Source organism: Streptomyces sp. NPDC101118 (genome assembly GCF_044759445.1).
Classification (GTDB): domain Bacteria; phylum Actinomycetota; class Actinomycetes; order Streptomycetales; family Streptomycetaceae; genus Streptomyces.
Genome location: NZ_JBIVZG010000005.1, coordinates 274,267 through 300,027, shown reverse-complemented (window position 1 = coordinate 300,027; position 25,761 = coordinate 274,267). Strand labels below are relative to the sequence as shown.

The 25,761-nt window shown below is 72.0% G+C and carries 26 protein-coding genes; 16 read left to right on the top strand and 10 right to left on the bottom strand.

Annotated elements, in window-relative coordinates; translation table 11 throughout:
- The first annotated feature begins 21 nt into the window (after nucleotides 1-21).
- The 9 genes from ACIQUQ_RS12455 to ACIQUQ_RS12415 all read left to right on the top strand — a co-directional run bounded on the left by ACIQUQ_RS12455 (nucleotide 22) and on the right by ACIQUQ_RS12415 (nucleotide 6,667).
- Nucleotides 22-954 carry a polysaccharide deacetylase family protein gene (locus ACIQUQ_RS12455; protein ID WP_403974429.1) on the top strand — a complete coding sequence of 311 codons (933 nt, stop codon included), beginning with the start codon at nucleotides 22-24 and terminating at the stop codon, nucleotides 952-954.
- Entirely contained in the window at nucleotides 951-1,850 is a 900-nt protein-coding gene (locus tag ACIQUQ_RS12450) for a polysaccharide deacetylase family protein (RefSeq protein WP_403974427.1), read from the top strand. The genes ACIQUQ_RS12455 and ACIQUQ_RS12450 overlap by 4 nt, the downstream gene beginning before the upstream one ends.
- A 109-nt stretch (nucleotides 1,851-1,959) precedes the next feature.
- Nucleotides 1,960-2,355 (top strand): WXG100 family type VII secretion target, encoded by a 396-nt coding sequence (locus ACIQUQ_RS12445; RefSeq protein WP_403974425.1) that lies wholly within the window; start codon nucleotides 1,960-1,962, stop codon nucleotides 2,353-2,355.
- Between the two features lie 23 nt (nucleotides 2,356-2,378).
- On the top strand, nucleotides 2,379-2,684 hold the full coding sequence (locus tag ACIQUQ_RS12440) for a WXG100 family type VII secretion target (RefSeq protein WP_403974548.1): 306 nt from the start codon (nucleotides 2,379-2,381) through the stop codon (nucleotides 2,682-2,684).
- Nucleotides 2,684-4,468, top strand: coding sequence for an RNase A-like domain-containing protein (locus tag ACIQUQ_RS12435; RefSeq protein ID WP_403974423.1), 1,785 nt, complete (start codon nucleotides 2,684-2,686; stop codon nucleotides 4,466-4,468). The genes ACIQUQ_RS12440 and ACIQUQ_RS12435 overlap by 1 nt, the downstream gene beginning before the upstream one ends.
- A gap of 19 nt (nucleotides 4,469-4,487) precedes the next feature.
- Complete coding sequence (locus ACIQUQ_RS12430) at nucleotides 4,488-5,057, top strand: hypothetical protein (RefSeq protein ID WP_403974420.1); 570 nt, start codon at nucleotides 4,488-4,490, stop codon at nucleotides 5,055-5,057.
- Between the two features lie 21 nt (nucleotides 5,058-5,078).
- Complete coding sequence (locus ACIQUQ_RS12425; RefSeq protein WP_403974418.1) at nucleotides 5,079-5,651, top strand: hypothetical protein; 573 nt, start codon at nucleotides 5,079-5,081, stop codon at nucleotides 5,649-5,651.
- A gap of 37 nt (nucleotides 5,652-5,688) precedes the next feature.
- Nucleotides 5,689-5,988: an RNase A-like domain-containing protein gene (locus ACIQUQ_RS12420; RefSeq protein WP_403974416.1), complete on the top strand. Its 300-nt coding sequence runs from the start codon at nucleotides 5,689-5,691 to the stop codon at nucleotides 5,986-5,988.
- Nucleotides 5,989-6,001: 13 nt separating this feature from the next.
- Nucleotides 6,002-6,667 carry a contact-dependent growth inhibition system immunity protein gene (locus ACIQUQ_RS12415; RefSeq protein WP_403974413.1) on the top strand — a complete coding sequence of 222 codons (666 nt, stop codon included), beginning with the start codon at nucleotides 6,002-6,004 and terminating at the stop codon, nucleotides 6,665-6,667.
- 48 nt (nucleotides 6,668-6,715) lie between these two features.
- On the opposite strand, the gene ACIQUQ_RS12410 is transcribed toward ACIQUQ_RS12415, so the two are convergent.
- The 4 genes from ACIQUQ_RS12410 to ACIQUQ_RS12395 all read right to left on the bottom strand — a co-directional run bounded on the left by ACIQUQ_RS12410 (nucleotide 6,716) and on the right by ACIQUQ_RS12395 (nucleotide 11,546).
- A complete protein-coding gene (locus ACIQUQ_RS12410; RefSeq protein WP_403974411.1) occupies nucleotides 6,716-8,131 on the bottom strand; it encodes an FtsW/RodA/SpoVE family cell cycle protein in 1,416 nt (471 codons plus the stop codon).
- Entirely contained in the window at nucleotides 8,119-9,351 is a 1,233-nt protein-coding gene (locus tag ACIQUQ_RS12405) for an LCP family protein (RefSeq protein WP_403974408.1), read from the bottom strand. The genes ACIQUQ_RS12410 and ACIQUQ_RS12405 overlap by 13 nt, the downstream gene beginning before the upstream one ends.
- A gap of 89 nt (nucleotides 9,352-9,440) precedes the next feature.
- Nucleotides 9,441-10,745, bottom strand: coding sequence for a sensor histidine kinase (locus tag ACIQUQ_RS12400; protein WP_403974406.1), 1,305 nt, complete (start codon nucleotides 10,743-10,745; stop codon nucleotides 9,441-9,443).
- Nucleotides 10,746-10,865: 120 nt separating this feature from the next.
- Nucleotides 10,866-11,546 (bottom strand): response regulator transcription factor, encoded by a 681-nt coding sequence (locus ACIQUQ_RS12395; protein WP_403974404.1) that lies wholly within the window; start codon nucleotides 11,544-11,546, stop codon nucleotides 10,866-10,868.
- Between the two features lie 579 nt (nucleotides 11,547-12,125).
- Between ACIQUQ_RS12395 and groES the strand changes: the two genes are divergently transcribed.
- Both groES and groL read left to right on the top strand, forming a co-directional pair.
- Nucleotides 12,126-12,434 carry a co-chaperone GroES gene (gene groES / locus ACIQUQ_RS12390; RefSeq protein WP_030230757.1) on the top strand — a complete coding sequence of 103 codons (309 nt, stop codon included), beginning with the start codon at nucleotides 12,126-12,128 and terminating at the stop codon, nucleotides 12,432-12,434.
- Between the two features lie 115 nt (nucleotides 12,435-12,549).
- A complete protein-coding gene (gene groL, locus ACIQUQ_RS12385; RefSeq protein WP_403974402.1) occupies nucleotides 12,550-14,181 on the top strand; it encodes a chaperonin GroEL in 1,632 nt (543 codons plus the stop codon).
- Nucleotides 14,182-14,316: 135 nt separating this feature from the next.
- Here groL and ACIQUQ_RS12380 read toward each other — a convergent pair whose 3' ends face one another.
- From ACIQUQ_RS12380 to ACIQUQ_RS12370, 3 genes are all read right to left on the bottom strand, one after another.
- Nucleotides 14,317-15,048: an ester cyclase gene (locus tag ACIQUQ_RS12380; protein ID WP_403974400.1), complete on the bottom strand. Its 732-nt coding sequence runs from the start codon at nucleotides 15,046-15,048 to the stop codon at nucleotides 14,317-14,319.
- 98 nt (nucleotides 15,049-15,146) lie between these two features.
- Nucleotides 15,147-15,920, bottom strand: coding sequence for an SDR family NAD(P)-dependent oxidoreductase (locus ACIQUQ_RS12375; protein WP_403974397.1), 774 nt, complete (start codon nucleotides 15,918-15,920; stop codon nucleotides 15,147-15,149).
- Between the two features lie 25 nt (nucleotides 15,921-15,945).
- Nucleotides 15,946-16,623, bottom strand: a complete 678-nt coding sequence (locus tag ACIQUQ_RS12370; RefSeq protein WP_403974394.1) for an MOSC domain-containing protein — start codon at nucleotides 16,621-16,623, stop codon at nucleotides 15,946-15,948.
- 80 nt (nucleotides 16,624-16,703) lie between these two features.
- Here ACIQUQ_RS12370 and ACIQUQ_RS12365 point away from each other — a divergent pair, with 80 nt between their 5' ends.
- Nucleotides 16,704-17,606 (top strand): LysR family transcriptional regulator, encoded by a 903-nt coding sequence (locus ACIQUQ_RS12365; protein WP_403974392.1) that lies wholly within the window; start codon nucleotides 16,704-16,706, stop codon nucleotides 17,604-17,606.
- 121 nt (nucleotides 17,607-17,727) lie between these two features.
- Here the strand turns inward: ACIQUQ_RS12365 and ACIQUQ_RS12360 are convergent, their stop codons facing one another.
- Entirely contained in the window at nucleotides 17,728-18,051 is a 324-nt protein-coding gene (locus ACIQUQ_RS12360; protein WP_399946158.1) for a WhiB family transcriptional regulator, read from the bottom strand.
- 379 nt (nucleotides 18,052-18,430) lie between these two features.
- Here ACIQUQ_RS12360 and ACIQUQ_RS12355 point away from each other — a divergent pair, with 379 nt between their 5' ends.
- The 4 genes from ACIQUQ_RS12355 (at nucleotide 18,431) to ACIQUQ_RS12340 (ending at nucleotide 22,983) form a co-directional block, all read left to right on the top strand.
- Nucleotides 18,431-19,042: a response regulator transcription factor gene (locus ACIQUQ_RS12355; RefSeq protein WP_003948568.1), complete on the top strand. Its 612-nt coding sequence runs from the start codon at nucleotides 18,431-18,433 to the stop codon at nucleotides 19,040-19,042.
- A gap of 313 nt (nucleotides 19,043-19,355) precedes the next feature.
- A complete protein-coding gene (locus ACIQUQ_RS12350) occupies nucleotides 19,356-19,985 on the top strand; it encodes a sigma-70 family RNA polymerase sigma factor (protein WP_399946161.1) in 630 nt (209 codons plus the stop codon).
- Nucleotides 19,986-20,178: 193 nt separating this feature from the next.
- A complete protein-coding gene (gene guaB, locus ACIQUQ_RS12345) occupies nucleotides 20,179-21,684 on the top strand; it encodes an IMP dehydrogenase (protein ID WP_399946164.1) in 1,506 nt (501 codons plus the stop codon).
- Nucleotides 21,685-21,858: 174 nt separating this feature from the next.
- On the top strand, nucleotides 21,859-22,983 hold the full coding sequence (locus ACIQUQ_RS12340; protein ID WP_403974388.1) for a GuaB3 family IMP dehydrogenase-related protein: 1,125 nt from the start codon (nucleotides 21,859-21,861) through the stop codon (nucleotides 22,981-22,983).
- Between the two features lie 83 nt (nucleotides 22,984-23,066).
- On the opposite strand, the gene ACIQUQ_RS12335 is transcribed toward ACIQUQ_RS12340, so the two are convergent.
- Together ACIQUQ_RS12335 and ACIQUQ_RS12330 are read right to left on the bottom strand one after the other, a co-directional pair.
- Nucleotides 23,067-24,767, bottom strand: coding sequence for a M16 family metallopeptidase (locus tag ACIQUQ_RS12335; protein ID WP_403974386.1), 1,701 nt, complete (start codon nucleotides 24,765-24,767; stop codon nucleotides 23,067-23,069).
- 6 nt (nucleotides 24,768-24,773) lie between these two features.
- Nucleotides 24,774-25,730 carry a hypothetical protein gene (locus ACIQUQ_RS12330; protein ID WP_403974383.1) on the bottom strand — a complete coding sequence of 319 codons (957 nt, stop codon included), beginning with the start codon at nucleotides 25,728-25,730 and terminating at the stop codon, nucleotides 24,774-24,776.
- Between the last annotated feature and the right edge of the window lie 31 nt (nucleotides 25,731-25,761).

Below are 25,761 nucleotides of genomic sequence, written 5' to 3'. Positions count from 1 at the left end.
GAACAAAAGCCCTGCGCGGGCATGGGTGTGGCGACCGGTGACGCGGCCCCGGGCCGGGTACGCGCGGGTGCGCGCGGACGGTACCGCGTCGCGCTGGCCGCCCTCCTGGTCGCGGCCCTCGGCACCGCCTGCGGCACGTCGTCCGGCACGGACGCCGCCCAGGAGGAGAAGACGAAGGCCACGTCCCTCGCCGGCCCCGCGGGCGCCGAGAACCGCGCCCGCCAGCTCCGGCAGGCCGAACTGGCGCGGATCGCGGCGGCGAAGAAGTGGGGCCTGGCCAGGACCCCGCTGCTGCCGCCCGCCCCGCCGACCGAGAAGCCGAAGATCACCACGCGGAAGGGCTTCGAGGTCGACGGCGGGGAGGACCTGCCGCCCGTCTTCACCACCGTCCCCACCGAGCAGAAGGTCGTCTTCCTGACGATCGACGACGGCGCCGAGAAGGACCCCGAGTTCCTCCGGATGATGGACGAGCTGAAGATCCCGTACACGGCCTTCCTCAGCGACTACCTCGTCCGCGAGGACTACGGGTACTTCAGGAAGATGCAGGACCTCGGCGTCAGCCTGAACAACCACACCCTCAACCACCGCTACATGCCCGCCCTCTCGTACGAGAAGCAGCGGCAGGAGATCTGCGGCCAGCAGGACACCATCCAGAAGCAGTTCGGCAAGCGGCCCCGGCTCTTCCGCCCGCCGTACGGCAACTACAACGAGGACACCCTGCGCGCCGCCAAGTCCTGCGGCGTCACCGCGGTCCCGCTGTGGAACGCCGAGGCCTTCACCGACCGGATGGACTGGCGCGAGTGGGACCGGGACCTGCACCCCGGCGACATCATCCTCACGCACTTCCGGGGGCGGGAGGACTGGAAGGGCACGATGCCTGACATGATCCGTCAGGTCATGAAGACCGTCACGGCGAAGGGGTACGCCGTGGCAAAACTGGAGGACTACCTGTGACCAAGGCGCGCCGGCTGGTGGCCGGGACGGTGGCTGCCGGTGCGCTGGCGCTCTCCCTCGCGGGGTGCGCGCAGAGTGTGGACCCGATCGAGCGGCTGGGGCGCAAGGCGACCGAGGGGGTGCAGGGCGGCCAGAGCACGCGGCAGCCCAAGGCATCGGCCTCCGCCTCCGCCCCGCCCGCCGGGGGTGCGGACCACGTCGCCGCGGACGCCCACCGCAAGTGGGGGCTCGCCAAGCCGCTGGAGTTCGCGCCCCGGCCCGCCCACCGGCCCGCGCTGCCGCGGGCCGGGGCCGGGCGGGTGCCGGTGGTGGACCGAATACCCGTACCGGCGGGGGAGAAGACCGTCTTCCTGACGTACGACGACGGGGCCGAGCGGGACCCCGAGTTCCTGCGCATGGTCGCCGACCTCCGACTGCCGGTCAGCATGTTCCTGACGGACAGTGTGGCGTCCCCCGGCTACGGGCACTTCGAGCAGCTGCGGAAGGCCGGCCCGGGCAGCGCGATAAACAACCACACGCTCACCCACCCGAACCTGCGCACCCTCTCGTACGAGCGCCAGCGCGCCGAGATATGCGGCCAGCAGGAGCGCCTGCAGAAGCGCTTCGGCACCAAGCCCCGTCTCTTCAGGCCCCCGTTCGGCAACTACAACGACGACACGCTCCGCGCCGCCAAGGACTGCGGCGCCGAGGTGCTCGTGCTGTGGCGGGCCTCGATGCAGATACACGACATCCGGTACGCGGAGGGCAGCGGCCTCCGGCCGGGCGAGATCGTGCTCGCGCACTTCCGGGGCCCGGACGAGCTGAAGGGCACCACGCTCACGCAGATGACGACCCGGATGCTCAGGAAGATCCAGGAGCAGGGCTACCGCATCGGCCGCCTGGAGGACTACCTCTGACGGAGCCTCATTAGTGCGCTTGCGCACCCGCGGTCCCGTCCGTGTCGGCGGCAACTCCTAGGATGTACGTCCGAACACGCGCACGGGGGCGGACGGACGGGGGCCCGGGATGGACAGAGCTCACCTCGACGTGTCGGAGGACGAGCTGACCAAGCTCGCCGACGACATGGACGCGATGCAGGCGTACCTGGAACAGCAGACGCGGCGCATGGACGCCGTCGTCGACGGCATCGAGAGCGGCTGGGCGGGCCCGACGGCGACGGCGTACCGCAGCCTTCACCAGGGCGTCGCCGAGGACGCCGTACGCATCCGGCAGGTGCTCGTCCTGCTCGAACAGGCCACCAGGCTCTCGCGCGACGGCTTCACCGAGCAGGAGCTCGACACGCTGGGCCGGCTCAAGAAGATGCAGGACAGCGAGAACGTGCCGGAGGCCGCCCGCGAGATGGCGGACGGGAACCGCGCGCCGGTACCCGAGCGTCCGCAGAGCCGGATCCTGGACATATGAATCACGGGGGGACGCGTACCACCATGGCCGGCGACGACCGCATCACCGTCGACTTCGCGACGCTCCGCCGCCTCTCCGGGGAGCTGGAGGACATCCTCCGCAACCTGACGACGCGGCTGGACACGCTGTACGACCGCGCCGAGAAGACCGTGCTGAGCTGGGAGGGCGAGGCGCGGGACGCCTTCATCGACGAGCTCGACAAGTGGGACCGGTCGGCCCAGGACCTCAAGGCCGCCCAGGCCTGGCTCCACGAGGTCGTGGTCAAGGGCCACCTGAACTACGACGCGGCCAACCGCTCGGTGCTCCAGGGCTGGGGAGGCGGCGCCTGATGGCGGGGCCCACGACCACCCCGGCCCCGGCCCAGCCGCCGGGCGGCAACGGCACGATCGACGTCAAGCCGGGCGACCTGTGGCGGGTCTCGGGGAACATCGCGGCGCAGCAGACCGTCTTCGACAGGGGCGCGAAGGACCTCCTCACGAGCCTTCACGAGTATCCGGACGCGGGCGGCAACGGCGACGCGGCCCGGAAGTTCGCCGAGGCGTACATGAAGGTCGGCAACCGCTGGCTGGAAGTGTGGGCCAAGGGCGTCACGGGCGTCGGCGGTGTCGCGGTCGGCTTCACCGAGACGGCCAACGCCTACACCAAGGCCGACGCAGCCGCGCACCCGAAGCCGGGGCAGTCGGCGGAGCAGCGTACGCCGCCCGCGGTCATAGCCAAGGACCCGTCCTACGGCAAGGTCCCGGACCTCAAGTGGGGCGACGACGACGGGGGCGACGACTTCATACGTTCGGTCCTGGAAGCCATCCCCGAGATGGTGCGGGGCGTCCTGGCCGAGGTCATCCGCACTGCCTTCCGTGCGGGCCGACTGGTCGAGGTCTACCCGTACCCACAGCAGCACTACCTCAACTCGCTCTCGCACGCCTGGACCGACACCACGAAGTGCCTGAGCATGGTGTCCGGCTCGCTGATGGGCGAGGTCGGCACCATCACGAACCCGCAGGAAGCGGACTGGCACAAGGCCATGACGGTCTTCTGCAGTGCCCTGTGGGGCGGGACGGACTGGGGCCGGAACCGCATCGGTTACAGCTGGGGTCACACGAGTCCGCACGGCCAGGGTCCGCGCGTGCCCACCGGCAGTCAGCCGGTCATGTCGGTCCTGATGGACACGGCGAAGGCGATCAGCGACATCCTCCGGGAGTACGCCGAGGCGGCCGTCGAGCTGAACGGTGACATCTGGGACGAGTACGTGGAGGCCGCGAAGGAAGCGGCCAAGGAGGTCATCAAGGACGTCAACCTCAAGGACGGGGTGGACGTCAAGGACGCCTGGGGGCTCATCAAGGGCGTCGGCAGGGCGGCCAAGGGCCTGCTGGTGGAGTGGGAGGTCAACGTCGTCCTGAAGCTGGACACGGCGGACATCAACCGCATCGTCCAGCGGTACATCGACAAGCTCAACGCCCTGACGGCGCGGTTCGACGCCCTGATGGAGCCGCTGGACGAGGCCCACAGGAGCGCCCCGAAGTACGAGGCCGGCGTCGCCCGTGCGCATGGTTACGGCGCTCGCGCGCTGGAGGAGTTCAGGCCCCATCAGCGGTGGACGGAAGCGGGCACGAACGGCAACCACACCTTCGACCTGGCGGGCAACGAATACCTCGGGGCCGGCGGCCACACCCTGGACAAGCACGTCGGCAAGACGGACGAGCAGCTCGCGCAGCGCCTTCGCGACCAGGCACAGGACCACAACAACTGGCCGGAGGGGCGCAGGCCCACGATCGGCGGCTCGTCATCCTTCACGGACATGGCGAGCGCGCAGCGGCTGACCGAGAAGAACCTTCGGCTCAAGCAGGCCGAGATCGACGCCTGGCTGGCCAGCAACCCTCCCGAGGGACAGAACAAGGCGTTCACCAGCGACCTGGGCGAGGTCACCGGCCGGTACGTCGGCAAGCAGCCGTCGCCCGATCCGAAAGACCCGACCAAGACCATCCCGGACACGGGGTACAAGGACCACGGCCTCGACGCCAAGGCGATCGACGTCAAGAAGGTCAACACGGTCCTGAAGTACGACTCCAGGTTCGACCCGCCCTACATCATCTACACGTCCATGCCCGCCCCGTGACCGACAGCCGAGGAAGCCGATGACTCCCACCGACAACAGCACCTGGGAAACGGCGCTCGTCCGGCTGCTCGACGACGTCTACACCTTCGCCATGACCGGGCCCCGACGGCACGAGGACTGGGCCGAAGACGTGCTGGCCGTCATGGACCGGGCGGTCGCCGACCCCCGGGGCTGGCGGGTGCTGGAGTGGCAGACCGACGCGGAGGGGCGCGAGAACGTCCGGCCCTCCTACCCGTTCCTGCCGCTCTCGGCCGAGGAGGTACGCGCCTGGACGCACCCGGTCACGCCCGGGGCGGCCGTCGAACTGCTTGCCTCGCTTTCCCAGGAGTGGTTCTTCGAGACCAGCCCGGTCCGGTCGCGCGCCGACCGTGACGACGTGCTGGCCGACGCCCGTACGGTGCTCGGCCGGTTCGGTGCCGACGCCGTCTTCCTGACGAACTCCGACCTGGCCGGGGCCTCCGAGGCGCCGGACTTCCTGGCCGACGGACTCGCCGGCGGGCGCGCCTTCACCGACCACATGATGGACCTCGGCCTGATCGCCGTGAACGCGGAGGAAGTCGGCGTCTTCTGGTCGTTCAACGCGAATTGAGCACACCTGGAAGTTGCGCGGATGTCCGTGGAAAAGGCCGAGTGGGAAGCCGCCGTCCGCAAGCTGTACGGCGGGACCTTCGCGTACGTCGCCACCGGCCCCCGGCGTCACGAGGACTGGCGGATCGACGTGCTGGACGTGATGCGGCGCGCGGTGGGCGATCCGCGTGGCTGGGCGGGGCTGGCCGACTGCCCCGAGGGGTACTCCGAGGACGGGGAGGAGGGGCCGTCGTACCCCTTCAAGGAGCTCACGCCCGACGTGCTCGGCGAGCGGCTCTACGCGATCGAGCCCGAGGCGGCCGCCGAGCAGCTGGTCGCCATGGCCGCCCCCGGATGCAGGCTGTCGAACGCCCTGCCCCTCTTCGCCGAGGGGCTGGACGAGCTCCTCGGCCTCGCGCGCAGCCTCGTCTCCCGGCACGGCGAGGCCCCGGAGTTCTTCACCAACGTCCCCCAGGCCTACGACGACCGGCACCCGGACTACGACGCCACGTTCCGCACCTGGCACGACCTGACGGTGTACGTGCAGGACATCGGGCTCGTGGCGGTGTCCGACGCCGAGGCCGGCGTCTACTGGACCTTCGCCCCCGAACACTGACCCCGCCCCCCGCTCACCCGTACGAGAGAATTCGAGCATGCTGACCCGATCCGCCACTTACCCCGACCGGGAGACCGCGCAGTGGGCCACCCAGATGGTGGTGACCGCCAACGAGCAGGCGGTGCACCGCTGGCTCGCCCAGGGCACGCGGCCGCGGCTGACCATCGAGGCCGCGTGGCCCTCCCGTGAGGAGCCGGTCGGCCGGGTGCTGCTGGAGGCGATGCTGCTCGCCGGCCGCGAGCCCGTCGACGTACGGGCCGCCCGCGTCGTACTGCGCCGCGAGCCCCGCAGCGCGCACGGCTTCGTCGTCCAGACCACCCTCCCGATCTACCTGTAGAGGCGCCGCGACCGTGCCCATGAAGCCCCTCGACCACGACCGCCGCTACGGCGAGCTCGACCAGGTCATGCGCGCCTACCTCGGCCAGGCGGCCGACGACACGCCGGAGCGGCGCAGCACCGCGCTCGTCGCCTACCTGCGCCACACCTGGCACACGCGTCCCTGGGCCATCGCCGAGGCGGAGCGCCAGCTGCGCGAGTACAGCCGCAACCCCCCGGGCCGGCTGCGGATCAACCTCGGCGAGTTCTACTCCGTCCCCGACACCGGCCTGCCCGAGTCCGCGATCGGCGACTGGCTGCTCGTCGTCGCCGACCACCTCAAGCAGAGCATCGAGGGCGGCGACGTGCCCGCGCCCGCCAGCCCGCAGACCCACTGGGAGTGGCACGCCCGCTTCCCGGAGACGGCGCAGCTGCTGGGCGGGTGGTTCTCGCAGGACATCGTGGACGAGTTCCCCGACCACGAGGCGGCCGTACGGGACTACGCCGAGGGGACCGACCCCCAGCTGGTGGCGCGGCTCGTCGGGGAGCTCCACGAGCTGATCGCCCTGCCGCTGGACGAGCCCGACTACGCCCTCGCGGCGGCGGAGCTCGGCATGGAGGTCGGGCCGCCGGAGCCGTTCTCGTACGTGGTCTGGTTCCGGATGGTCGCCGAGCAGCTGGCCGCGCCCCGAGGGGAGTGAGGCACGGGAGGGGGCGGGGGCGGGGGCGGTGGCCCCCGCCCCCTTCCGTCAGCCTCCCGTCGGGGCCGCGACCACCGGGGTGATCGTGGTTTCCACCGGGCCCCGGGCGTCCGCCTCGCGCTGGCGCTCCGCGCTGTCGGAGATCCGCAGCAGCAGCGCCACCATGATCCAGTTGGCCACCAGGGAAGAGCCGCCCTTGGCCAGGAACGGCAGGGCCTTTCCGGTCAGCGGGATCAGGCCCGTCACGCCGCCCGCGACCACGAAGACCTGGAGGGCCAGTGCCGCCGCCAGGCCCACGGCCAGCAGCTTGCCGAACGGGTCGCGCGCGCCCAGCGCCATCCGCAGCCCCCGCTGTGCCAGCAGGGCGTACAGCAGCAGGACGACCATGACCCCGGCCAGGCCCAGCTCCTCGCCGATCGTCGTGAGGATGAAGTCGCTGCGGCCGGCGAAGCCGACCAGCTCCGGGTGGCCCTGGCCGAGGCCGGTGCCGGTGATGCCGCCGCTGCCGAAGCCGAACAGCGCCTGGGCCGACTGCTCGGAGACGATGCCGGGCGGCCGCTGGTCCTCCGGCAGGTAGATCGCCAGCGGGTCCAGCCAGGCCGCCACGCGCCCCTTCACGTGCGGTTCGGTCGAGCCGACCACGAAGGCGCCCAGCGCGGCCATCAGCAGGCCGCAGACGATCCAGCTGGTGCGTTCGGTGGCGACGTACAGCATCACCACGAAGACGCCGAAGAAGATCAGCGAGGTGCCGAGGTCGCGCTCGAAGACCAGCACCAGCAGCGAGACGATCCAGACGGTGATGATCGGGCCGAGCTGGCGCATCGGCGGCAGGCGCACGCCCAGGACCTTCCGCCCGGCCAGCGAGAGCGAGTCGCGGTGGGTGACCAGGTAGCCGGCGAAGAAGACCGCGATCATGATCTTCACGAACTCGCCCGGCTGGAGCGACTGCCCGCCGATGACGATCCACCGCTTGGCGCCGTACATGTCCGCGCCGAAGAACATCGGGGCCATCAGCAGCACCAGCGCCACCAGCATGGTGATGTAGATGAACCGCCGGAGGTGGCGGTGGTCGCGCAGCACCATCAGCACGACGATGCAGATGGCGGTGCCCACCACGGTCCACATCAGCTGGTTCGGCGCGGTGGCCCCGGACTTCGGCCACTTGGCCAGGTACGTCGTGTCCAGGCGGGCCAGCAGCACCAGGCCGAGGCCCGACAGCAGCAGCGTGAGCGGGAGGATCAGCGGGTCGGCGTACGCGGCGAAGCGGCGCACCGCCAGGTGCCCGACCAGGGCCAGCAGGGTCATGCTGATCGCGAAGTCCGCGAGGTTGTCCGGCAGCTCGCCGGTCATCGACAGGCCCACGCTCGCGTGCCCGCCGACCGTGATCAGTACGACGAAGGCCAGCAGCAGCGCCTCGGTGCGCCGTTTGGCGCCCGCCACCGTCAGGGGGGTCAGTCCACGCACGGAATGCCGCCGCCGTCGATCGCGGAGCTCGCGCTGCCACCGCCGTCCCGCGTGCTCGGGGCGGGGGAGGAGGCCGGGGCGGGGGAGTGGGCCGTGGCGCCGGGGGCGCCGGAGGCGTCAGGGTCGGCAGCGGCCTTGGGCCCGATCTGCTCGGCTATGAGGCGCTTTATCTTCATATCATCAACGACGTTGACGTCCTCGCCGTGGTTCCTCGCGAACCCTTTGATGGGAAGTGTCACAAACTCGACGTCCCCGCCGGAGAGGTTCTTCGCCTGCTGGACGAACGACAGCAGGTCTGAGCCCTCGTCCGTGACCAGGTCCTGCCTGGCCGTGTCCAGCAGCCTCACCAGCTTCGCCGGATCCGTGAAGGTCCCGGCCTGGCTCAGCTTGTACCGGGCCCCCGCGAGGAAGGCCTGCTGGCGCCTGGTGCGGTCCAGGTCCCCCATGGCCAGCCCGTGCCGCTGGCGGACGAACGCCAGGGACTGCCGTCCGTCGAGGGTGTGGTGGCCCGCGGTGAAGTCGGCGCCCGAGTACCCGTCCTTCACGTCGTGCTTCAGGCAGACGGGTACGCCGCCCAGCGCGTCGGCGAGGTGGTGAAAACCGGCCAGGTTCAGCTCGGCGAAGTGGTCGACCGGCACGCCGAGGAAGTTCCGGACCGTCTCGATCTCGGCCTTCCTGCCCGCCTCGCGGCCCTCACGCTCCAGGGTCCGGCGGTCCTCCTCGCCCTGCGCCGAGAGCTCCTCCTCGCGCTTGGCCTTGGCCAGCCCGTAGGCCTTCTTGATCTTGTCCTGCCCGCGTCCCGGTATGTCGACCAGGTCGTCCCGCGGGATCGAGAAGGCCTTGGCCCGGCCGCCGTCCGCCGGCACGTTCAGGAGGATCAGCGTGTTCGCGTTGTAGCCGCCGATGTCGGAGCTGCCGGCGTGCAGCTTCTCCAGGACGTCTTCGGGGAGGTCCCGGCCGTCCCGGTCCTTCCGGCTGTCCAGGCCCATCAGCAGGATGTTCGTCGCGTCCCCGGCCGACTTCTCGGCGCCGTCCAGGGCCTTCGAGCTCGCGATGCTGCCGGTCAAGTCCCGGTACGCGTACCAGGCCGCGCCGCCGGCCGTGACGGCCAGCACCGCCGCCGTCACGAGCAGCCGTCGGCCGGTCCTGCGGGGTACGGGCCTGCGGCGGGCGGGCCGTCGGCGGGTGCCGGTCCGAGGGGTCTTCCGGTGGGTGCTCATGCGTCCCGATGCTGGGCGGGGGCTGCTGAGGAAGACCTGAAGATCCTGAAGGTGCCTTCAGGAACGGCAGGTGCCGGGGCGGCCCGCCCTCAGGAGGCGGGCCGCCGCCCGGGGAGCCGGAGCGTGAGCCGGGCACCGCCGCCCGGTGCCGTTCCCGCGGCCAGCCCGCCGCCGTGCGCCAGGGCGATCTCACGGGCGATGGCCAGGCCGAGGCCGGTGCCGCCGCGGTCCCGGGAGCGGGCCCCGTCCAGCCGTACGAAGCGCTCGAAGACCCGCTCCCGGTCGGCGGCCGGGATGCCGGGACCGTCGTCCGTCACCACCAGCACCGGGTCGCCGCCGGGGCCGGCGGCCGCGTGGACGCGCACCTCGGTGCCGGCGTGCCGCACGGCGTTGTCGACCAGGTTCGCGAGCAGCCGGGCCAGCTGTCCGGGGTTCCCGTACGCGGGTACGGGCGCCCCCGCCACCACCCTCACCGGCACTCGCGGGGCGCGACGCCGGGCCAGGTCCTCGGCGGCGAGCAGCGCCAGGTCCACCGGCTCGGCGGCGAGCGGGGGCCGGCCGTCGAGGCGGGCCAGCAGGAGCAGGTCGGCGGCGACGTGCTGGAGCCGCTCGGTGTCGGCGAGGGCGGCCCGTACCGCCTCCTGGTCGGGGCGGGACAGCGCCACCTCCAGGCGGGCGCGGACGGCGGAGAGGGGGTTGCGCAGCTCGTGGGAGGCGTCGGCGGTGAACCGGCGCTGCCGCTCGTCGGCCAGCTCCAGCCGGTCGAGGGTGGCGTTGACGGTACGGGCCAGCCGGGCGATCTCGTCGGCGCCGCCGGGGTCGGGGACACGGCGGTCGAGGGCGGTGGCCGTGACGGCGTCGAGCCCGCGGCGGATGGCGGTGACCGGGCGCAGGGCGCGGCCGGTGACCACCCAGGCCAGTCCGGCCGCGAAGGCGATCAGGGGCGGTGCGCCCGCGAGGAGGCCCAGGGCGATGGTGCGGGAGGCGTCGTCCACGTCGCCGAGCACCGTCACGGCGTAGACGTACCGGGGACCGCCGCCGGCCCCCGGGGCCCGGGCCCCGACCACGACGACGGCACGGCGCTCGCCGCCGGGGCGCTCGGGCGGCAGCACCGCGGAGGCGGAGTCTTCGCCGGGGGCGGGGCGCAGGCCGGCGAAGCGGGCCGGGTCGCGCGGGGTGGCGCCGGCGGCCACCACCCGGCCGCCGGGCCCGGTCACGAAGACCAGGTCGACGCCGTCCTCCGGGGCGGGGAGTACGGCGGGGAGCGTGCCGGTGTCCACCTGCGCGGCGGTGCGGCGGGCGGCCAGTTCGGTGCGGCCGGTGGTGCTGTCGAGCAGGTTCGCGCGCAACAGCCCGTACAGCCAGAGCCCGCCCGCACCGAGCACGGCCGCCATGGCCAGCCCCCCGGCCAGGGCGGCCCGCGCCCGCAGCCCGTACCGGGCGCGGCGGGGGCCGGGGGCGGGGGCGGGGAGCCCGGGACCGGCGTGGGGCGGCCCGGCTGTGGGCGCCGTGCCTCAGCCGTCATCGGGGACCAGGCGGTAGCCGTGGCCGTGCACGGTACGGATGGAACGGCGGCCGAAGGGCGCGTCGACCTTCTTCCGGAGGGAGGAGACGTAGACCTCGACGATGTTCGGGTCGATGCCGGCGGGGCCGCCCCAGACCTCGCCCAGGATGTCCCGCTTGGCCACCGCCTCGCCGGGGGTGCGCAGCAGGCAGGCCAGGACGCCCAGCTCACGGGCCGTCAGCTCGATCTCGTGCGGGCCTCGGCGGCAGCGCCGGGCCACGGGGTCCAGCACCAGGTCACCGGCCTGGAGGGTGGTGGCGGGGGCGGTGCCGGCGCGGCGCTGGAGGGCGCGGAGCCGGGCCGACAGGACCACGAACGAGAAGGGCTTGGTCAGGTAGTCGTCCGCCCCGGCGTCCAGCCCGTCGGCCTCGTCGTACTCGCCGTCCCTGGCGGTCAGCATCAGCACGGGCGTGGCGTCGCCGTGGCGCCGCATGCGGGCGCAGATCTCGTACCCGCCGGGGCCGGGCAGCATCAGGTCGAGCACGACCGCGTCGTACGGGCCGCCGGCGAGCGCGAGTTCCAGGCCGCGGTGGCCGTCGTGGGCGAGCTCGACCCAGTGCCCTTCGGCGCCGAGGCCGCGCCGAAGGGACTCGGCCAGCCCGACTTCGTCCTCCACCACCAGAATCCGCACGCCGTCCAGCGTCACATACCACCCAAATCCCCCCGAACCCGGGGCCCGGCCGCCTCGGGGTTACGCCGCCCCGGGGGTTGCGCCGGCCACCCGAGCCCGGTCACCCGGGGTCACGCCAGCCGCCCGACCCGGCCCGCACCCGAGCCCCGATACCCGGCCCGTGCTCGCCCGGGCGCCCTGCCCGCACCCGGCCCCGGCCGGACACCCAGGCCGAGCCTGAGCCCGGGTATCCGGGGCGCCGGCCTGCCGGGCCTGCCGCACCGGCGCGCCGCACCTGGCAGTTCCCTGGGTGGGGGCCTGGGGCAGCGGGCCGGGCCAGACCCCGGGACGGGGCCGGGGGTGCGGCCCCGGGGCGGTGGTTCCGGGGGGCGGTGCGGGTGGATTCCGGGGGGCGCCGCGCAGCGGATTGGCACTCCGCTTGACCGAGTGCTAATCGCCGGAATAGTCTCGGCCCTGGCACTCGCCCATGGTGAGTGCCAACACAGCGACGGGCAGATCCGGCACCCGCGACGACGGATCGACCTGGTCGCCACCTCAGACAGTTAACCCCGTGAGATCTCCGAAGGGGGAGGTCGGATCGTGACGACCGCCAGCTCCAAGGTTGCCATCAAGCCGCTCGAGGACCGCATCGTGGTCCAGCCGCTGGACGCCGAGCAGACCACGGCCTCTGGCCTGGTCATCCCGGACACCGCGAAGGAGAAGCCCCAGGAGGGCGTCGTCCTCGCCGTGGGCCCGGGCCGCTTCGAGGACGGTCAGCGCCTGCCGCTCGACGTCTCCGTCGGCGACATCGTGCTGTACAGCAAGTACGGCGGCACCGAGGTGAAGTACAGCGGCGAGGAGTACCTCGTCCTCTCGGCTCGCGACGTGCTCGCGATCGTCGAGAAGTAGTTCACCCAAGCACCGCACTGAAGCAGATGCTTTGACCTGCGCCCCGGGCCCCAGACCTCCATATCAGGGTGCCCGGGGCGCAGTTCGTCTCACCGAAGAGGACTGAAACGCTCCCATGGCGAAGATTCTGAAGTTCGACGAGGACGCCCGTCGCGCCCTCGAGCGCGGCGTCAACAAGCTTGCCGACACCGTCAAGGTGACCATCGGCCCCAAGGGCCGCAACGTCGTCATCGACAAGAAGTTCGGTGCCCCGACCATCACCAACGACGGCGTCACCATCGCCCGTGAGGTCGAGATCGAGGACCCGTACGAGAACCTCGGCGCCCAGCTCGTGAAGGAGGTGGCGACCAAGACCAACGACATCGCGGGTGACGGCACCACCACCGCCACGGTCCTGGCCCAGGCCCTGGTCCGCGAGGGCCTGCGCAACGTCGCCGCCGGCGCCTCCCCGGCCGCCCTGAAGAAGGGCATCGACGCCGCGGTCAAGGCGGTCTCCGAGGACCTCCTCGCGACCGCCCGTCCGATCGAGGACAAGTCCGACATCGCCGCCGTGGCCGCGCTCTCCGCGCAGGACCAGCAGGTCGGCGAGCTCATCGCCGAGGCGATGGACAAGGTCGGCAAGGACGGTGTCATCACCGTCGAGGAGTCCAACACCTTCGGTCTCGAGCTCGAGTTCACCGAGGGCATGGCCTTCGACAAGGGTTACCTGTCCCCGTACTTCGTGACGGACCAGGAGCGCATGGAGGCGGTCCTGGAGGACCCCTACATCCTGATCAACCAGGGCAAGATCTCCTCCATCCAGGACCTCCTGCCGCTGCTCGAGAAGGTCATCCAGGCCGGTGGCTCCAAGCCGCTGCTGATCATCGCCGAGGACGTCGAGGGCGAGGCCCTGTCGACCCTGGTCGTGAACAAGATCCGCGGCACCTTCAACGCCGTCGCCGTCAAGGCGCCCGGCTTCGGCGACCGCCGCAAGGCGATGCTGCAGGACATGGCCACCCTCACCGGTGCCACCGTGATCGCCGAGGAGGTCGGCCTCAAGCTCGACCAGGCCGGTCTGGACGTGCTGGGCTCCGCCCGCCGCGTGACCGTCACCAAGGACGACACCACGATCGTGGACGGCGCCGGCTCCTCCGAGGACGTCCTCGGCCGCGTCAACCAGATCAAGGCCGAGATCGAGTCCACGGACTCCGACTGGGACCGCGAGAAGCTCCAGGAGCGCCTCGCGAAGCTGGCCGGCGGCGTGTGCGTGATCAAGGTCGGCGCCGCCACCGAGGTGGAGCTGAAGGAGAAGAAGCACCGTCTGGAGGACGCCATCTCCGCGACCCGCGCCGCGGTCGAGGAGGGCATCGTCTCCGGTGGTGGCTCCGCTCTGGTCCACGCCGCCAAGGTCCTCGCCGACAACCTGGGCAAGGACGGCGACGAGGCGACCGGTGTCGCCGTCGTCCGCCGCGCCGTGGTCGAGCCGCTGCGCTGGATCGCCGAGAACGCCGGCCTCGAGGGCTACGTCATCACCTCGAAGGTCTCCGAGCTCGAGAAGGGCCAGGGCTTCAACGCCGCCACCGGCGAGTACGGCGACCTGGTCAAGGCCGGCGTCATCGACCCGGTCAAGGTCACCCGCTCCGCCCTGGAGAACGCCGCTTCCATCGCCTCGCTGCTGCTCACGACCGAGACCCTGGTCGTCGAGAAGCCGGCCGAGGAGGAGGACAACGGCCACGGTCACGGCCACGGCCACGGTCACAGCCACTGACCCACGCGCTGACGCGCAGGCCCCCGTCGCATCCGTGCGGCGGGGGCCTTCCCGTATTCCGGACCCGCCCCCGCCCCCGCCCCCGGCCCCGGCTCTCGCCCTCCGGCCGGCGGGCCGGCCCGTGGTGATGCGGCGTCAGCCGGCGGCGCCCATCCCCGTGTCCGCACTCATGTTCATGTCCATGCCCATCTCGCGCATGAGGCGCATGATGTCGTAGTGCCACCAGCCCTCGGAGATCATGCCGTCCGTGCACCGGAAGGTGGTGGTGCCGGTGGTCTCGTAGGTCTTCCCGGTGGGGGCCATGCCCATGAACTCGCCCGTGTGCTTGCCGCGCCACGTCCACACGGTGGTGACGAGGTCGTCCTGGGCGAGCTGCGCGTCGACGGCGAAGGACATCTCGAAGCCGCCGCGCCACATCTGGACGTCCTTCATCACCTCGTCGCGCCCGACGACCGTCTGCTCCGCCTTGCTGACGTCGTGGTCGATGTAGTTCGTGGCGAAACACTCCTCGAACACGGCCATGTTCCCGTTCAGCATCACCTCCTCGAACACCCGGTTGACCAGCATGGTGTTGAGGTGTTCGTCGCGGACCACGTCGAGGTTGGTGAACTTCGGCATGCCGTCGCACAGCGCGACCATCTCGTGGAACATGCGGTCCGTCTCGGGGAGGTTCGAGTTCTTCATGGCCTCCTCGTACGAAGGGAACTCCACGACGTCGACGTAGTGGTCGTTCATGTCGCGGTCCTTGCCCACGATGCTGTGGGTCAGCGTGCGCCTGCCGTGGCTCTGGGCGACGTACTTGTCGAGCAGGTCGTTCATGGCCTCGGGCTGGTGCGTCGTGTAATCGACCAGTTGTACGAATGTCATGGCGGTCTCCCGGGCTGGAAAGGACAGTCCCAATTTTAGTGAAGAACCACCGATTCGGCCGGTTTAGCGCCTTTTCAACCGCTGCACGGTCGGCGCCGTCACTGGGGTCCGTACTTGCGCCCGGTACGCGAGGACACCCCGCCCAGCAGCCCGCGCGGCGTCAGCTTCACGACGCCCATCAGGGCCTTGTACCGCGGGTCGGGGATCGAGACGGTACGGCCCCTGGCCAGGTCGGCCAGGGCCGCCGTGACCAGCTTGTCCGCGTCCAGCCACATCCAGTTCGGGATGTTGTCCGTGCCCATGCCGGCCCGCTCGTGGAACTCCGTGCGCACGAAGCCGGGGCACAGCGCCATCAGCCGCACCCCGGACCCCGCCATGTCCCGCGCCGCGCCCTGCGTGAACTGCACGACCCACGCCTTGCTCGCGCCGTAGGTACCGCGCGGTACGAAGGCGGCCACCGACGCCACGTTGACGATCCCGCCCCGGCCGCGCTCGCGCATGCTCGCGGACGCCGCCGAGGTCAGCCGCAGCACCGCCTCGACGTGCACCTTCAGCATCGTCAGCTCGTCGGCCATGGAGACCTCGAGGTAGCGCCCCTTGTTGCCGAACCCGGCGTTGTTGACCAGCAGGTCGACCGGGTCGCGACGGTCGCCGAGGCGCTGCTCGACCGCCGCGATGCCCTCCTCCGTCGACAGGTCGGCGGTCAGCACCTCGGCCTCGATCCCGTGCCGGTCGTGCAGTTCGGTGGCCTGCTCGCGCAGCCGCTTGGTGTCCCGGGCCACCAGCACCAGGTTGTTCCCCTGGGCGGCCAGCTTGCGCGCGAAGGCGGCGCCGATGCCCGCCGTGGAACCCGTAATCAGAGCAGTCGTCATGTGCGCAACCTAGCCGCCGCAGGTTTCAGCCCGTCGTCCCGCCGTGCTTCTCCAGGTACGCGTGGACCTTTTCCCGCGCCTCCGGCTCCAGGGCGTCACCGGCGGCGAGCGTACGCGGCAGCAGCTCCCGCTCGGTGGTGAAGGCGCGGAACCAGAAGGCGACCGTGACCTCGTGGTCCGGGCGGTGCACCACCTCGACCGCGTCGCCGGGCGACACCTCGCCCTCCTGGACCACCCGGAGGTACGCCCCGGGCATCGCGGCCTGCGTGAAGCGCTTCACCCAGCCGCCCTCGTCCAGGTGCCCCGCGAAGGTGCGGCACGGGATACGGGCCGAGGCCACCTCCAGGACCAGGTCGCGGCCGACCCGCCAGCGCTCGCCGATCAGCGCGCCGTTCACGTCGACGCCCGAGGTGGTGAGGTTCTCGCCGAAGATCCCTCCGGGCAGCTCGCGGCCCAGCTCGCGCTCCCAGTGGTCGAGGTCCTCGCGGGCGTAGGCGTAGACGGCCTGGTGGTCGCCGCCGTGGTGGCGCAGGTCGCAGACCGCGTCGCCTTCGAGGCCGCTGCCGCCGACGCCCTTGGGTCCGGGGGCGGAGACGCGTACGGGCCCGGGCACGGGCGCCTTGCCGATGCCCGTCACGCCCACGGACGGATCGGTGTGGTCCACGGCGACGGCGCGGCCCAGGTTCACGGAGAGCAGATGCATGTTCGAACGCTAGCCGAGGGTTTCCCAAAGCGGCACACCGATATTCGCCGCGGCGTCAAAGGGGGGCTTATGCTCGAAGGGTGATCGAGGCACGTCATCTCCGAGTCCTGCGCGCCGTCGCGGCCACGGGCTCCTTCTCCGCCGCCGCCCGCGAGCTGGGCTGCACGCAGCCCGCCGTCTCCCAGCAGATGAAGGCGCTGGAGCAGTCCGCCGGCACCCCGCTGCTCATCAGGACCGGCCGCGAGATGCGGCTGACCCAGGCCGGCGAGGCGCTGGTGCGCCACGCCGCCGGCATCCTCGCCGGCCTGACCGCGGCCGAGGAGGAGGTCGCGGCCATCGCGGGCCTGCGCGCCGGGCGGGTCCGCCTGGTGTCCTTCCCCAGCGGCAGCTCGACGTTGGTGCCCAAGGCGCTGGCCGCGATGCGCGCCGACAACCCCGGCACCCGCGTCTCGCTCGTGGAGGCCGAACCGCCGCGGTCGGTGGAGATGCTGCGCGAGGGCGACTGCGACGTCGCCCTGGCGTTCCGGTACACCGGGGCGGCGGGGAGCGGCCCCGCCGAGTGGGAGGACCTCGTGGTCCGGCCGTTGCTCACGGACCGGCTGGTGGGCCTGGTCCCCGAGCAGCACCCGCTGGCCGGCGCCGAGCGGGTGGGCATGGCCGAGCTGGCCGGCGAGCCGTGGATCGCCGGCTGTCCGCGCTGCCGCCGCCATCTGGTGGAGGTGTGCGAGGGCGTGGGCTTCACGCCGCGCATCGACTTCGCCACCGACGACTACCCGGCGGTGGTGGGTCTGGTGGGCGCGGGGCTCGGCGTGGCCGTGCTGCCGGAGCTGGCCGTGGAGTCCGTGCGGACCGGGGCGGCCAGGACCGTGACGGTGGAGCCCGCCGTCGAGCGCGAGGTCGTCGCCCTCACGCTGCCCGACCTCGCGCGCGTGCCCGCCGTCGCGGCCATGCTGGACCGGCTGGAGCACGCCGCGGCGCGGTGAGGCGTCCCGGGCGCGGGCCCGTGACGGCCCGCGCCCGCACGACACGCCCGGGGGCGTTCACGGATTCCCGTCCCCGGCAGGATTAGCGGAATCGTTCCTTCAGCGCCTTTCGAACACTGGTTCAGTGGGCGGCTGTGCCACCCGCTCCCGAAGCGGAGATGAGCCGGTGCCGGGCGCGGCCCATCAGCTCCTCGCGCTCGTCCTCGGTCAGCCCTCCCCATACGCCATAGGGCTCACGTACGGCGAGAGCGTGCGCGGCGCATTCGGCACGCACCGGGCATCGCATGCAGACCTCTTTAGCCGAGGCCTCGCGCGCGCTCCGGGCCGCGCCCCGCTCGCCCTCCGGGTGGAAGAAGAGGGAGCTGTCGACCCCCCGGCAGGCGGCCAGCAGCTGCCAGTCCCAGAGGTCGGCGTTCGGTCCGGGGAGGCGGGAGAAATCTGCCATGGGTAGTCCTCTTGAAGCCGGTACTGAGGCGGATACGGTCCATGTCTCCACATCTACTATCCGAGTAGATGTAAATATGACTCATTGGGAATCTAGCCTCAGACACAGGCCGAACGGAAGAAAAGCCGCCAAATAGGGCATAGCTCCAGATGGAGGACAGATGGCCTGTCATGCCAGCGCTGTGTTCGCTTCCTCACGTAGAGTGCCGAAGGTGTCCGTCCGACCCGTAACTCTTTCGAGTGACCATCGTTGAGAGTGCGAAGGCGGTTGAAAGAACAAGTTCCCGGACAGGTGTCCGAGGGCATCGACCGCACAGGTGACGATACGTACCAGCCTGGAGGCTCAAGGTGACGTGCATCAGCAGCTGCGGAGGGCGGCCATGACTTCCGTCCTCGTCTGCGACGACTCCCCGCTCGCCCGAGAGGCGCTCCGCCGCGCGGTTGCCACCGTGCCCGGCGTCGAGCGCGTGACGACGGCCGCCAACGGCGAGGAAGTCCTCCGCCGCTGGGGCGCCGACCGGTCCGACCTGATCCTGATGGACGTACGGATGCCCGGCCTCGGCGGCGTCGAGACCGTGCGCCGCCTGCTCTCGGCCGACCCGGGGGCCCGCATCATCATGCTGACGGTCGCCGAGGACCTCGACGGCGTGGCCCTCGCGGTCGCCGCCGGCGCCCGCGGGTACCTCCACAAGGACGCCTCCCGCGCCGAGCTGCGCGCGACGGTGACCCAGGCGCTGGCCGACCCGACCTGGCGGCTCGCCCCGCGGCGGCTGCGCTCGGCCGAGATGGGTGCCGCGCCCACGCTCACCGCGCGCGAGATCCAGGTGCTCGAGGGCATGAGCCACGGCCGGTCCAACGCGGAGATCGGGCGCGAGCTGTTCCTCTCCGAGGACACCGTGAAGACGCACGCGCGCAGGCTCTTCAAGAAGCTGGGCGCCTCGGACCGGGCGCACGCCGTGGCACTCGGATTCCGCTGGGGCCTCGTCCGCTGAGGCGTCCGCCGCATCCGATCTGACCACAGCCCCCTCGACGACTCGGCCGGAACCGGTGTGCGCGAGGGGGTTGGCGGGGCAGAATCGGGTGGGGCAACCTCCCAGCGGTAGCCGGGGGAGTGTCGCTTCGGACGCGATGCCGCATGCTTGAGGAGTACCGCATTCTTGAGATGTGGCGGTCCTCGGGGACCATTCGGCCGAGCGGGAGGGGAGGGCGCAGACGATGACTTCAGGCGCGCCCGCTCATAACGCTTCGATGCACAACACGGGCCAGGGTGCCGCAGAAGGCCCGGCGTCGGGGCACCATGGATCGATGCGCGACGACGAGGCCCTGGGGTCCCCCACGGCCACCGGCCCTGCGGGGCCCCCCAAGGAGGGCGGCCAGGGGGCCGTCGGCGCACTGGTACGCCGGGCCGTCGAGGGGGACGAGCAGGCCACCCACGACCTGCTCGCCCACGTGCACCCGCTCGCGCTGCGCTACTGCCGCACGCGGCTGTCCCGGCTGCCCGGGGACGCGCGGCACTTCGTGGAGGACCTGGCGCAGGAGGTCTGCGTCGCCGTCCTGATGGCCCTGCCGCGGTACCGCGACACGGGCCGGCCCTTCGAGGCCTTCGTCTTCGCCATCGCCGCGCACAAGGTCGCCGACCTCCAGAGGGCCGCCATGCGGCACCCCGGGAGCACGGCCGTGCCGTCGGACGAGATGCCCGAGCGGCCGGACGACTCGCTCGGTCCTGAGGAGCGCGCGCTGCTCAGCAGCGATGCCGCCTGGGCCAAGAAGCTGCTGGCCAACCTGCCCGAGAACCAGCGCGAGCTGCTCGTACTGCGGGTGGCCGTCGGTCTGACGGCGGAGGAGACCGGCCAGATGCTCGGCATGTCGCCGGGGGCCGTCCGGGTGGCGCAGCACCGCGCGCTCAGCCGGCTGCGGGCGCTCGCCGAGCAGTGAGCGCCTGCCGGGCGACGAGTGCGCCGGAAGGACGGGCGCGCCGCACGCGGCGGATACCACAAGACGGCAATTTCTGCGCCCAAACTTGTAGCAAGGTACGAAAATTGCGGTCGATCTTCATCGTGGAATGAGACGCGCTGCGATCCCGTTAGCATGGACATCTGCGCTGAGCAAGACCATCTGGGAAGGTGTCATGACTGTCAACGTCGACGGAGTGCCCGACAAATTCGCCTCGCTCGGGCTGACTTACGACGACGTCCTGCTGCTGCCGGGCGCGTCGGACATGGCCCCGGACGAGATCGACACCTCCTCCCTCATCTCCCGGAACGTCCGTGTGAACGTCCCGCTGCTCTCCGCGGCGATGGACAAGGTCACCGAGGCGCGCATGGCCATCGCGATGGCCCGCCAGGGCGGCGTCGGCGTCCTGCACCGGAACCTCTCGATCGCCGACCAGGCGAACCAGGTGGACCTGGTCAAGCGCTCCGAGTCCGGCATGGTCACCGACCCGATCACCGTCCACCCCGACGCGACCCTGCGCGAGGCGGACGAGCTCTGCGCGAAGTTCCGCATCTCCGGCGTGCCGGTCACCGACCCCGCGGGCAAGCTGCTCGGCATCGTCACGAACCGCGACATGGCGTTCGAGTCGGACCGCAGCCGCCAGGTGCGCGAGGTCATGACCCCGATGCCGCTGGTCACGGGCAAGGTCGGCATCTCCGGCGTCGACGCCATGGAGCTGCTGCGCCGCCACAAGATCGAGAAGCTGCCGCTGGTCGACGAGGCGGGCACCCTCAAGGGCCTCATCACCGTCAAGGACTTCGTCAAGGCGGAGAAGTACCCGAACGCCGCCAAGGACAAGGACGGCCGCCTGCTGGTCGGCGCCGCCGTCGGCGTCGCCGGTGACGCGTACGAGCGCGCCCAGGCCCTGATCGAGGCGGGTGCCGACTTCATCGTCGTCGACACCGCCCACGGCCACTCCCGCCTGGTCGGCGACATGGTCTCCAAGATCAAGTCGAACTCCTCCGTCGACGTCATCGGCGGCAACGTCGCCACCCGCGACGGCGCCCAGGCGCTCGTCGACGCCGGCTGCGACGGCATCAAGGTCGGCGTCGGCCCCGGCTCCATCTGCACCACCCGCGTGGTCGCCGGCATCGGCGTCCCGCAGGTCACCGCGATCTACGAGGCCTCGCTGGCCGCCAAGGCCGCGGGCGTCCCGGTCATCGGCGACGGCGGCCTGCAGTACTCCGGCGACATCGCCAAGGCGCTCGTCGCCGGCGCGGACACGGTCATGCTGGGCTCGCTGCTCGCGGGCTGCGAGGAGTCCCCGGGCGAGCTGCTCTTCATCAACGGCAAGCAGTTCAAGTCGTACCGCGGCATGGGCTCGCTGGGCGCCATGCAGTCCCGCGGCGACCGCAAGTCGTTCTCCAAGGACCGGTACTTCCAGGAGGGCGTCGGCGGCGACGACAAGCTGATCCCCGAGGGCATCGAGGGCCAGGTGCCCTACCGCGGCCCGCTCTCCGCGGTCGTCCACCAGCTGGTCGGCGGCCTGCGCCAGTCGATGTTCTACGTCGGCGGCCGCACGGTGCCGGAGCTCCAGGACCGCGGCCGGTTCGTCCGCATCACGTCGGCGGGCCTCAAGGAGAGCCACCCGCACGACATCCAGATGACGGTCGAGGCGCCGAACTACTCCCGCAAGGGCTGAGCAGGCACGGAGGGGGCGGACCCGGGTGACGGGTCCGCCCCCTCCGGCGTGCGCGGCACCACGCGCCGCCCGCGGGCCGGGCGCGCGTGCGTCCGTACAGCGGTCACGGGAACGCGACCGTCCGCCCTTCGGGGATACTGGACGGGCAGAGTCAAGAGGGAAAGGCCACCACACGTGACTGAGATCGAGATCGGGCGCGGCAAGCGCGGCCGCAGGGCGTACGCGTTCGACGACATCGCCATCGTCCCGAGCCGCCGTACGCGGGACCCGAAGGAGGTCTCGATCGCCTGGCAGATCGACGCCTACCGCTTCGAGCTCCCCTTCCTGGCCGCCCCGATGGACTCGGTCGTCTCCCCGCAGACCGCGATCCGCATCGGTGAGCTCGGTGGCCTGGGCGTCCTCAACCTCGAGGGCCTGTGGACCCGGTACGAGGACCCGCAGCCGCTGCTCGACGAGATCGCCACGCTGGACGAGGAGACCGCCACCCGCCGCCTCCAGGAGATCTACTCCGCCCCGATCCAGGCGGACCTGATCGGCCAGCGCATCAAGGAGGTGCGCGACTCCGGCGTCGTCACCGCCGCCGCGCTCTCCCCGCAGCGCACCGCGCAGTTCTCCAAGGCCGTGGTCGACGCGGGCGTGGACATCTTCGTGATCCGCGGCACCACCGTCTCCGCCGAGCACGTCTCCGGCGCGGCCGAGCCGCTGAACCTGAAGCAGTTCATCTACGAGCTCGACGTCCCGGTGATCGTGGGCGGCTGCGCCACCTACACCGCGGCCCTGCACCTGATGCGCACCGGCGCCGCGGGCGTCCTGGTCGGCTTCGGCGGCGGCGCCGCGCACACCACCCGCAACGTGCTGGGCATCCAGGTGCCGATGGCGACCGCGGTCGCCGACGTGGCCGCCGCCCGCCGCGACTACATGGACGAGTCCGGCGGCCGCTACGTCCACGTCATCGCCGACGGCGGCGTGGGCTGGTCCGGCGACCTGCCCAAGGCCATCGCCTGCGGTGCGGACGCCGTGATGATGGGCTCCCCGCTGGCCCGCGCCACCGACGCGCCCGGCCGCGGCCACCACTGGGGCATGGAGGCCGTCCACGAGGACGTGCCGCGCGGCAAGAAGGTGGACCTGGGCACGGTCGGCACCACCGAGGAGATCCTCACCGGCCCGTCCCACACCCCCGACGGCTCGATGAACCTCTTCGGTGCCCTGCGCCGCTCGATGGCGACCACGGGCTACAGCGAGCTCAAGGAGTTCCAGCGCGTCGAGGTGACGGTCGCGGACTCGCAGCACCGCCGCTGACCCGTCCCGCACGGGAGGAGGCCCGGCACCCCACACGGGGTGCGGGGCCTCCGGCGTGTGCGGGGCCTCCGGCGTGTTCCGGGTCAGCGGCGCCGGCGGACCAGCCAGACCGTGTAGGTGACCAGGACCGCCTCGGCGAACCAGCACCAGCCGGGGAGCGTCCAGCTCCGGGTCGGCGCGTGCACTTCGCCGAGCGTCGCCATGACGGCGAGCAGCCCGACGACCAGGGAGAGCAGGACGAAGGGCTGGTGGGGGACCAGAGGGATGAGTGCCGCCTTCCGGCGGCGACGCTCCTCGCGTTCCCGGGGCTTGTTCCGCGGGCCGGGCACGGGGATCTGGTCCTGCCGCCTGGCCGGGGCGTGGACGACCCGGTCGGCCGGGACGGCCGCGTCGACGGCGGCGAGCGCCGCCGGCGTGAGGCCGAACAGCGTGGGCTCGGCGGCGACGGAGAAGCCGTCGGCGCCGATGAGTCGTCGGGCGCCGTCCGGGTACGCGACCACCGCCTCGCAGTCGGCGTAGCGGACCGTGGCGTCGTTCCCCGGGGAGACCAGGCTGATCCCTTCGTCCGCGACCACCAGGAAGACCGAGTCGTCCCCCGGGTACGGGAACACCGTGCCGGTCAGCACCTCGGCGGACTCCCTGGGGGCCGCCGCGACCCCGGCCCAGGCCAGACCCCGTCCCGGCACCTTGAACAGTGCGTTCTCGTACGCTTCCCGGGCCACCTCGTGCACGTCGGCGGCCGTCACCGCGCGGAGCCCGGCGCGCAGCTCGCCGACGTCCGACGGGTCCTGGCCCTCGAGCAGCTCCAGTGCTCTGGCCGGCAGCATGCGTGCGTCCAGGTCCGGGGCGTCGAGCGCCTTCAGCCGGGCCGAACGGGCGGCCTCCAGCGCCTCGGGATCGATGCGGCCCGCCTTGAGGGCCGCAAGCACGTCGACGAAGCCGCCGACGACCGCGCCCTGCTTCGCCGGCAGCGCGTCCGCGAGTGCGGTGATCGTCGCGTACTCCGGATCCCGCGGGGTGTAGTCGCTCTGCGCGGTGTAGGAGAAGCCGCCCTTCTGGCGCAGGTCCCGGAAGAGCGCCTTGCCCAGCAGGTCCGAGAAGAGCGTGGCGGCGACGGAGCGCCGGACCACGGTGCTCATCGCCATCGCTCCGTCCTCGCCGGGGTAGTGCGCGGGGGTCACCGGCAGCGCGGACGACGGGGCGGGTACCGGGTGCCGCGGCCCGGCGGGGAGCTTGAGGTCGAGGCCTTCGGGCAGCGTGTCGGTGGTCATCCACAGCACCGCGTTCCCGCGGGTGAAGCGGGCGGCGGCCCAGTCCCGTACGGCCGCGGCGTCGATGCGGCCGAGGCCCAGTTCGGTGTAGGAGACCAGCCCGTGGCCGCGGGCGCCGTAACGCCACATCGGCAGGTCGGAGAGGGGCCCGTGGGCGCGCCCCGCGGCCTCCGTGCGGAGGATCTCCTTCTCGGTCTCCAGCCGCTCCAGGGGAAGGTCGCGCAGCGCTTCGCAGACCCCGTTGAGGTACTCGGCCACCTCCGCCGGGTCGCCCTCGACGAGGAAGGAGGTGTGCGTGGCGGAGGTCGCCCCGTTGTAGTGCAGGTCGCCCATGCCGTGCCGGTGGAGCGCGAGGTGCTCCGTCAGGTGGGTGATGCCGCTGGTGGCGAGGGTCTCGTCGGCGCGCCCCACCCGGAAGACCAGGCCCGCCACGACGGGACCGGGCCGGTGGGCCAGCAGGGTGGGGATGCCGTCGACCTCGGTCGTGACGAACCCCTCGGTCCGCTGCGTCATCTGCGGTCAGCCCTTCGCCAGTGCGGTCTTGCGGTGTTTGCGGAACGCGTTGCCGGGATCGGCGTCCAGGCAGTCCCAGGGGTGCGCGTCGGCGTCGTCCCCCATGGCCCGGAAGTGCGGGGCGGCGTCGGCGTGGTGGCCGCCCAGGGAGAGCGTGGCCGCGAACAATCCGTGCGCGCGCAGTCGGAGGAAGCCGTTCCGGTGGCCGGGGTGCAGGACGGAGGCGGCCGCGGCCTGGGTGACCGCCACCCGGATCCAGTCCTGGCGCAGGTAGCCCTTCGCCTCCTTCCCGGACAGCGTCAGCCGGTGCTCCAGGACCGCCGTGGCGACCAGGAGCCCGCTGTGGCTCCCGGGCGGCGCCCCGGCCACGCAGTCCTGGGCGAAGTTCCAGGTCTCGGCGAACGATCCGCCCCACTTGGCGCACAGCTGCTGCAAGAGCTGGGCCTGGGCCGGGAAGTGGTGCGGGTGGTGCTCGGCCAGCCGGTCGTAGCGGCGGCGGGCCTCGGCGGCGCCGAGCTCCAGACCGCGTGCGGTGCGAATGCGCAGGTGCCAGGCGAGGGCGTATGCGGGGTGCTCCGCGCACACCTGGACGAGCTGGGTCTCGGCCAGCTCCAGCCAGTGGTGGAAGCGGGTGAACTGTGCACGGGACACGTGCTCGGAGCCGGCCCCGGTGCGGATGGCCCAGGCGACGGCCACGCGCCGGTAGGCCAGCAGGGTGCGCGGCAGCGGATCGTGCGGGTGGGCGGCGACGGCCGGGCCCAGCACCTGCTCGGCGCCCGGCATGTCGGCCACCCGCTCGGCGGCGTACACACGGTCCTCGTCGCTGCCGAGTCCGCCGAAGTACGCGGAGACGGCGGCCCAGTCGCGGGCGATCACTGCCAGCCGCAGCGGTACGAGTTCCGGGAAGGTGGAAAAGGGGTCCAGGCGCGGCCCACCGGGGGTCCGCAGGGCGGGTGCGGGCATGTCGTTCCCTGTTCGAGCGCCCTGAGGGCCG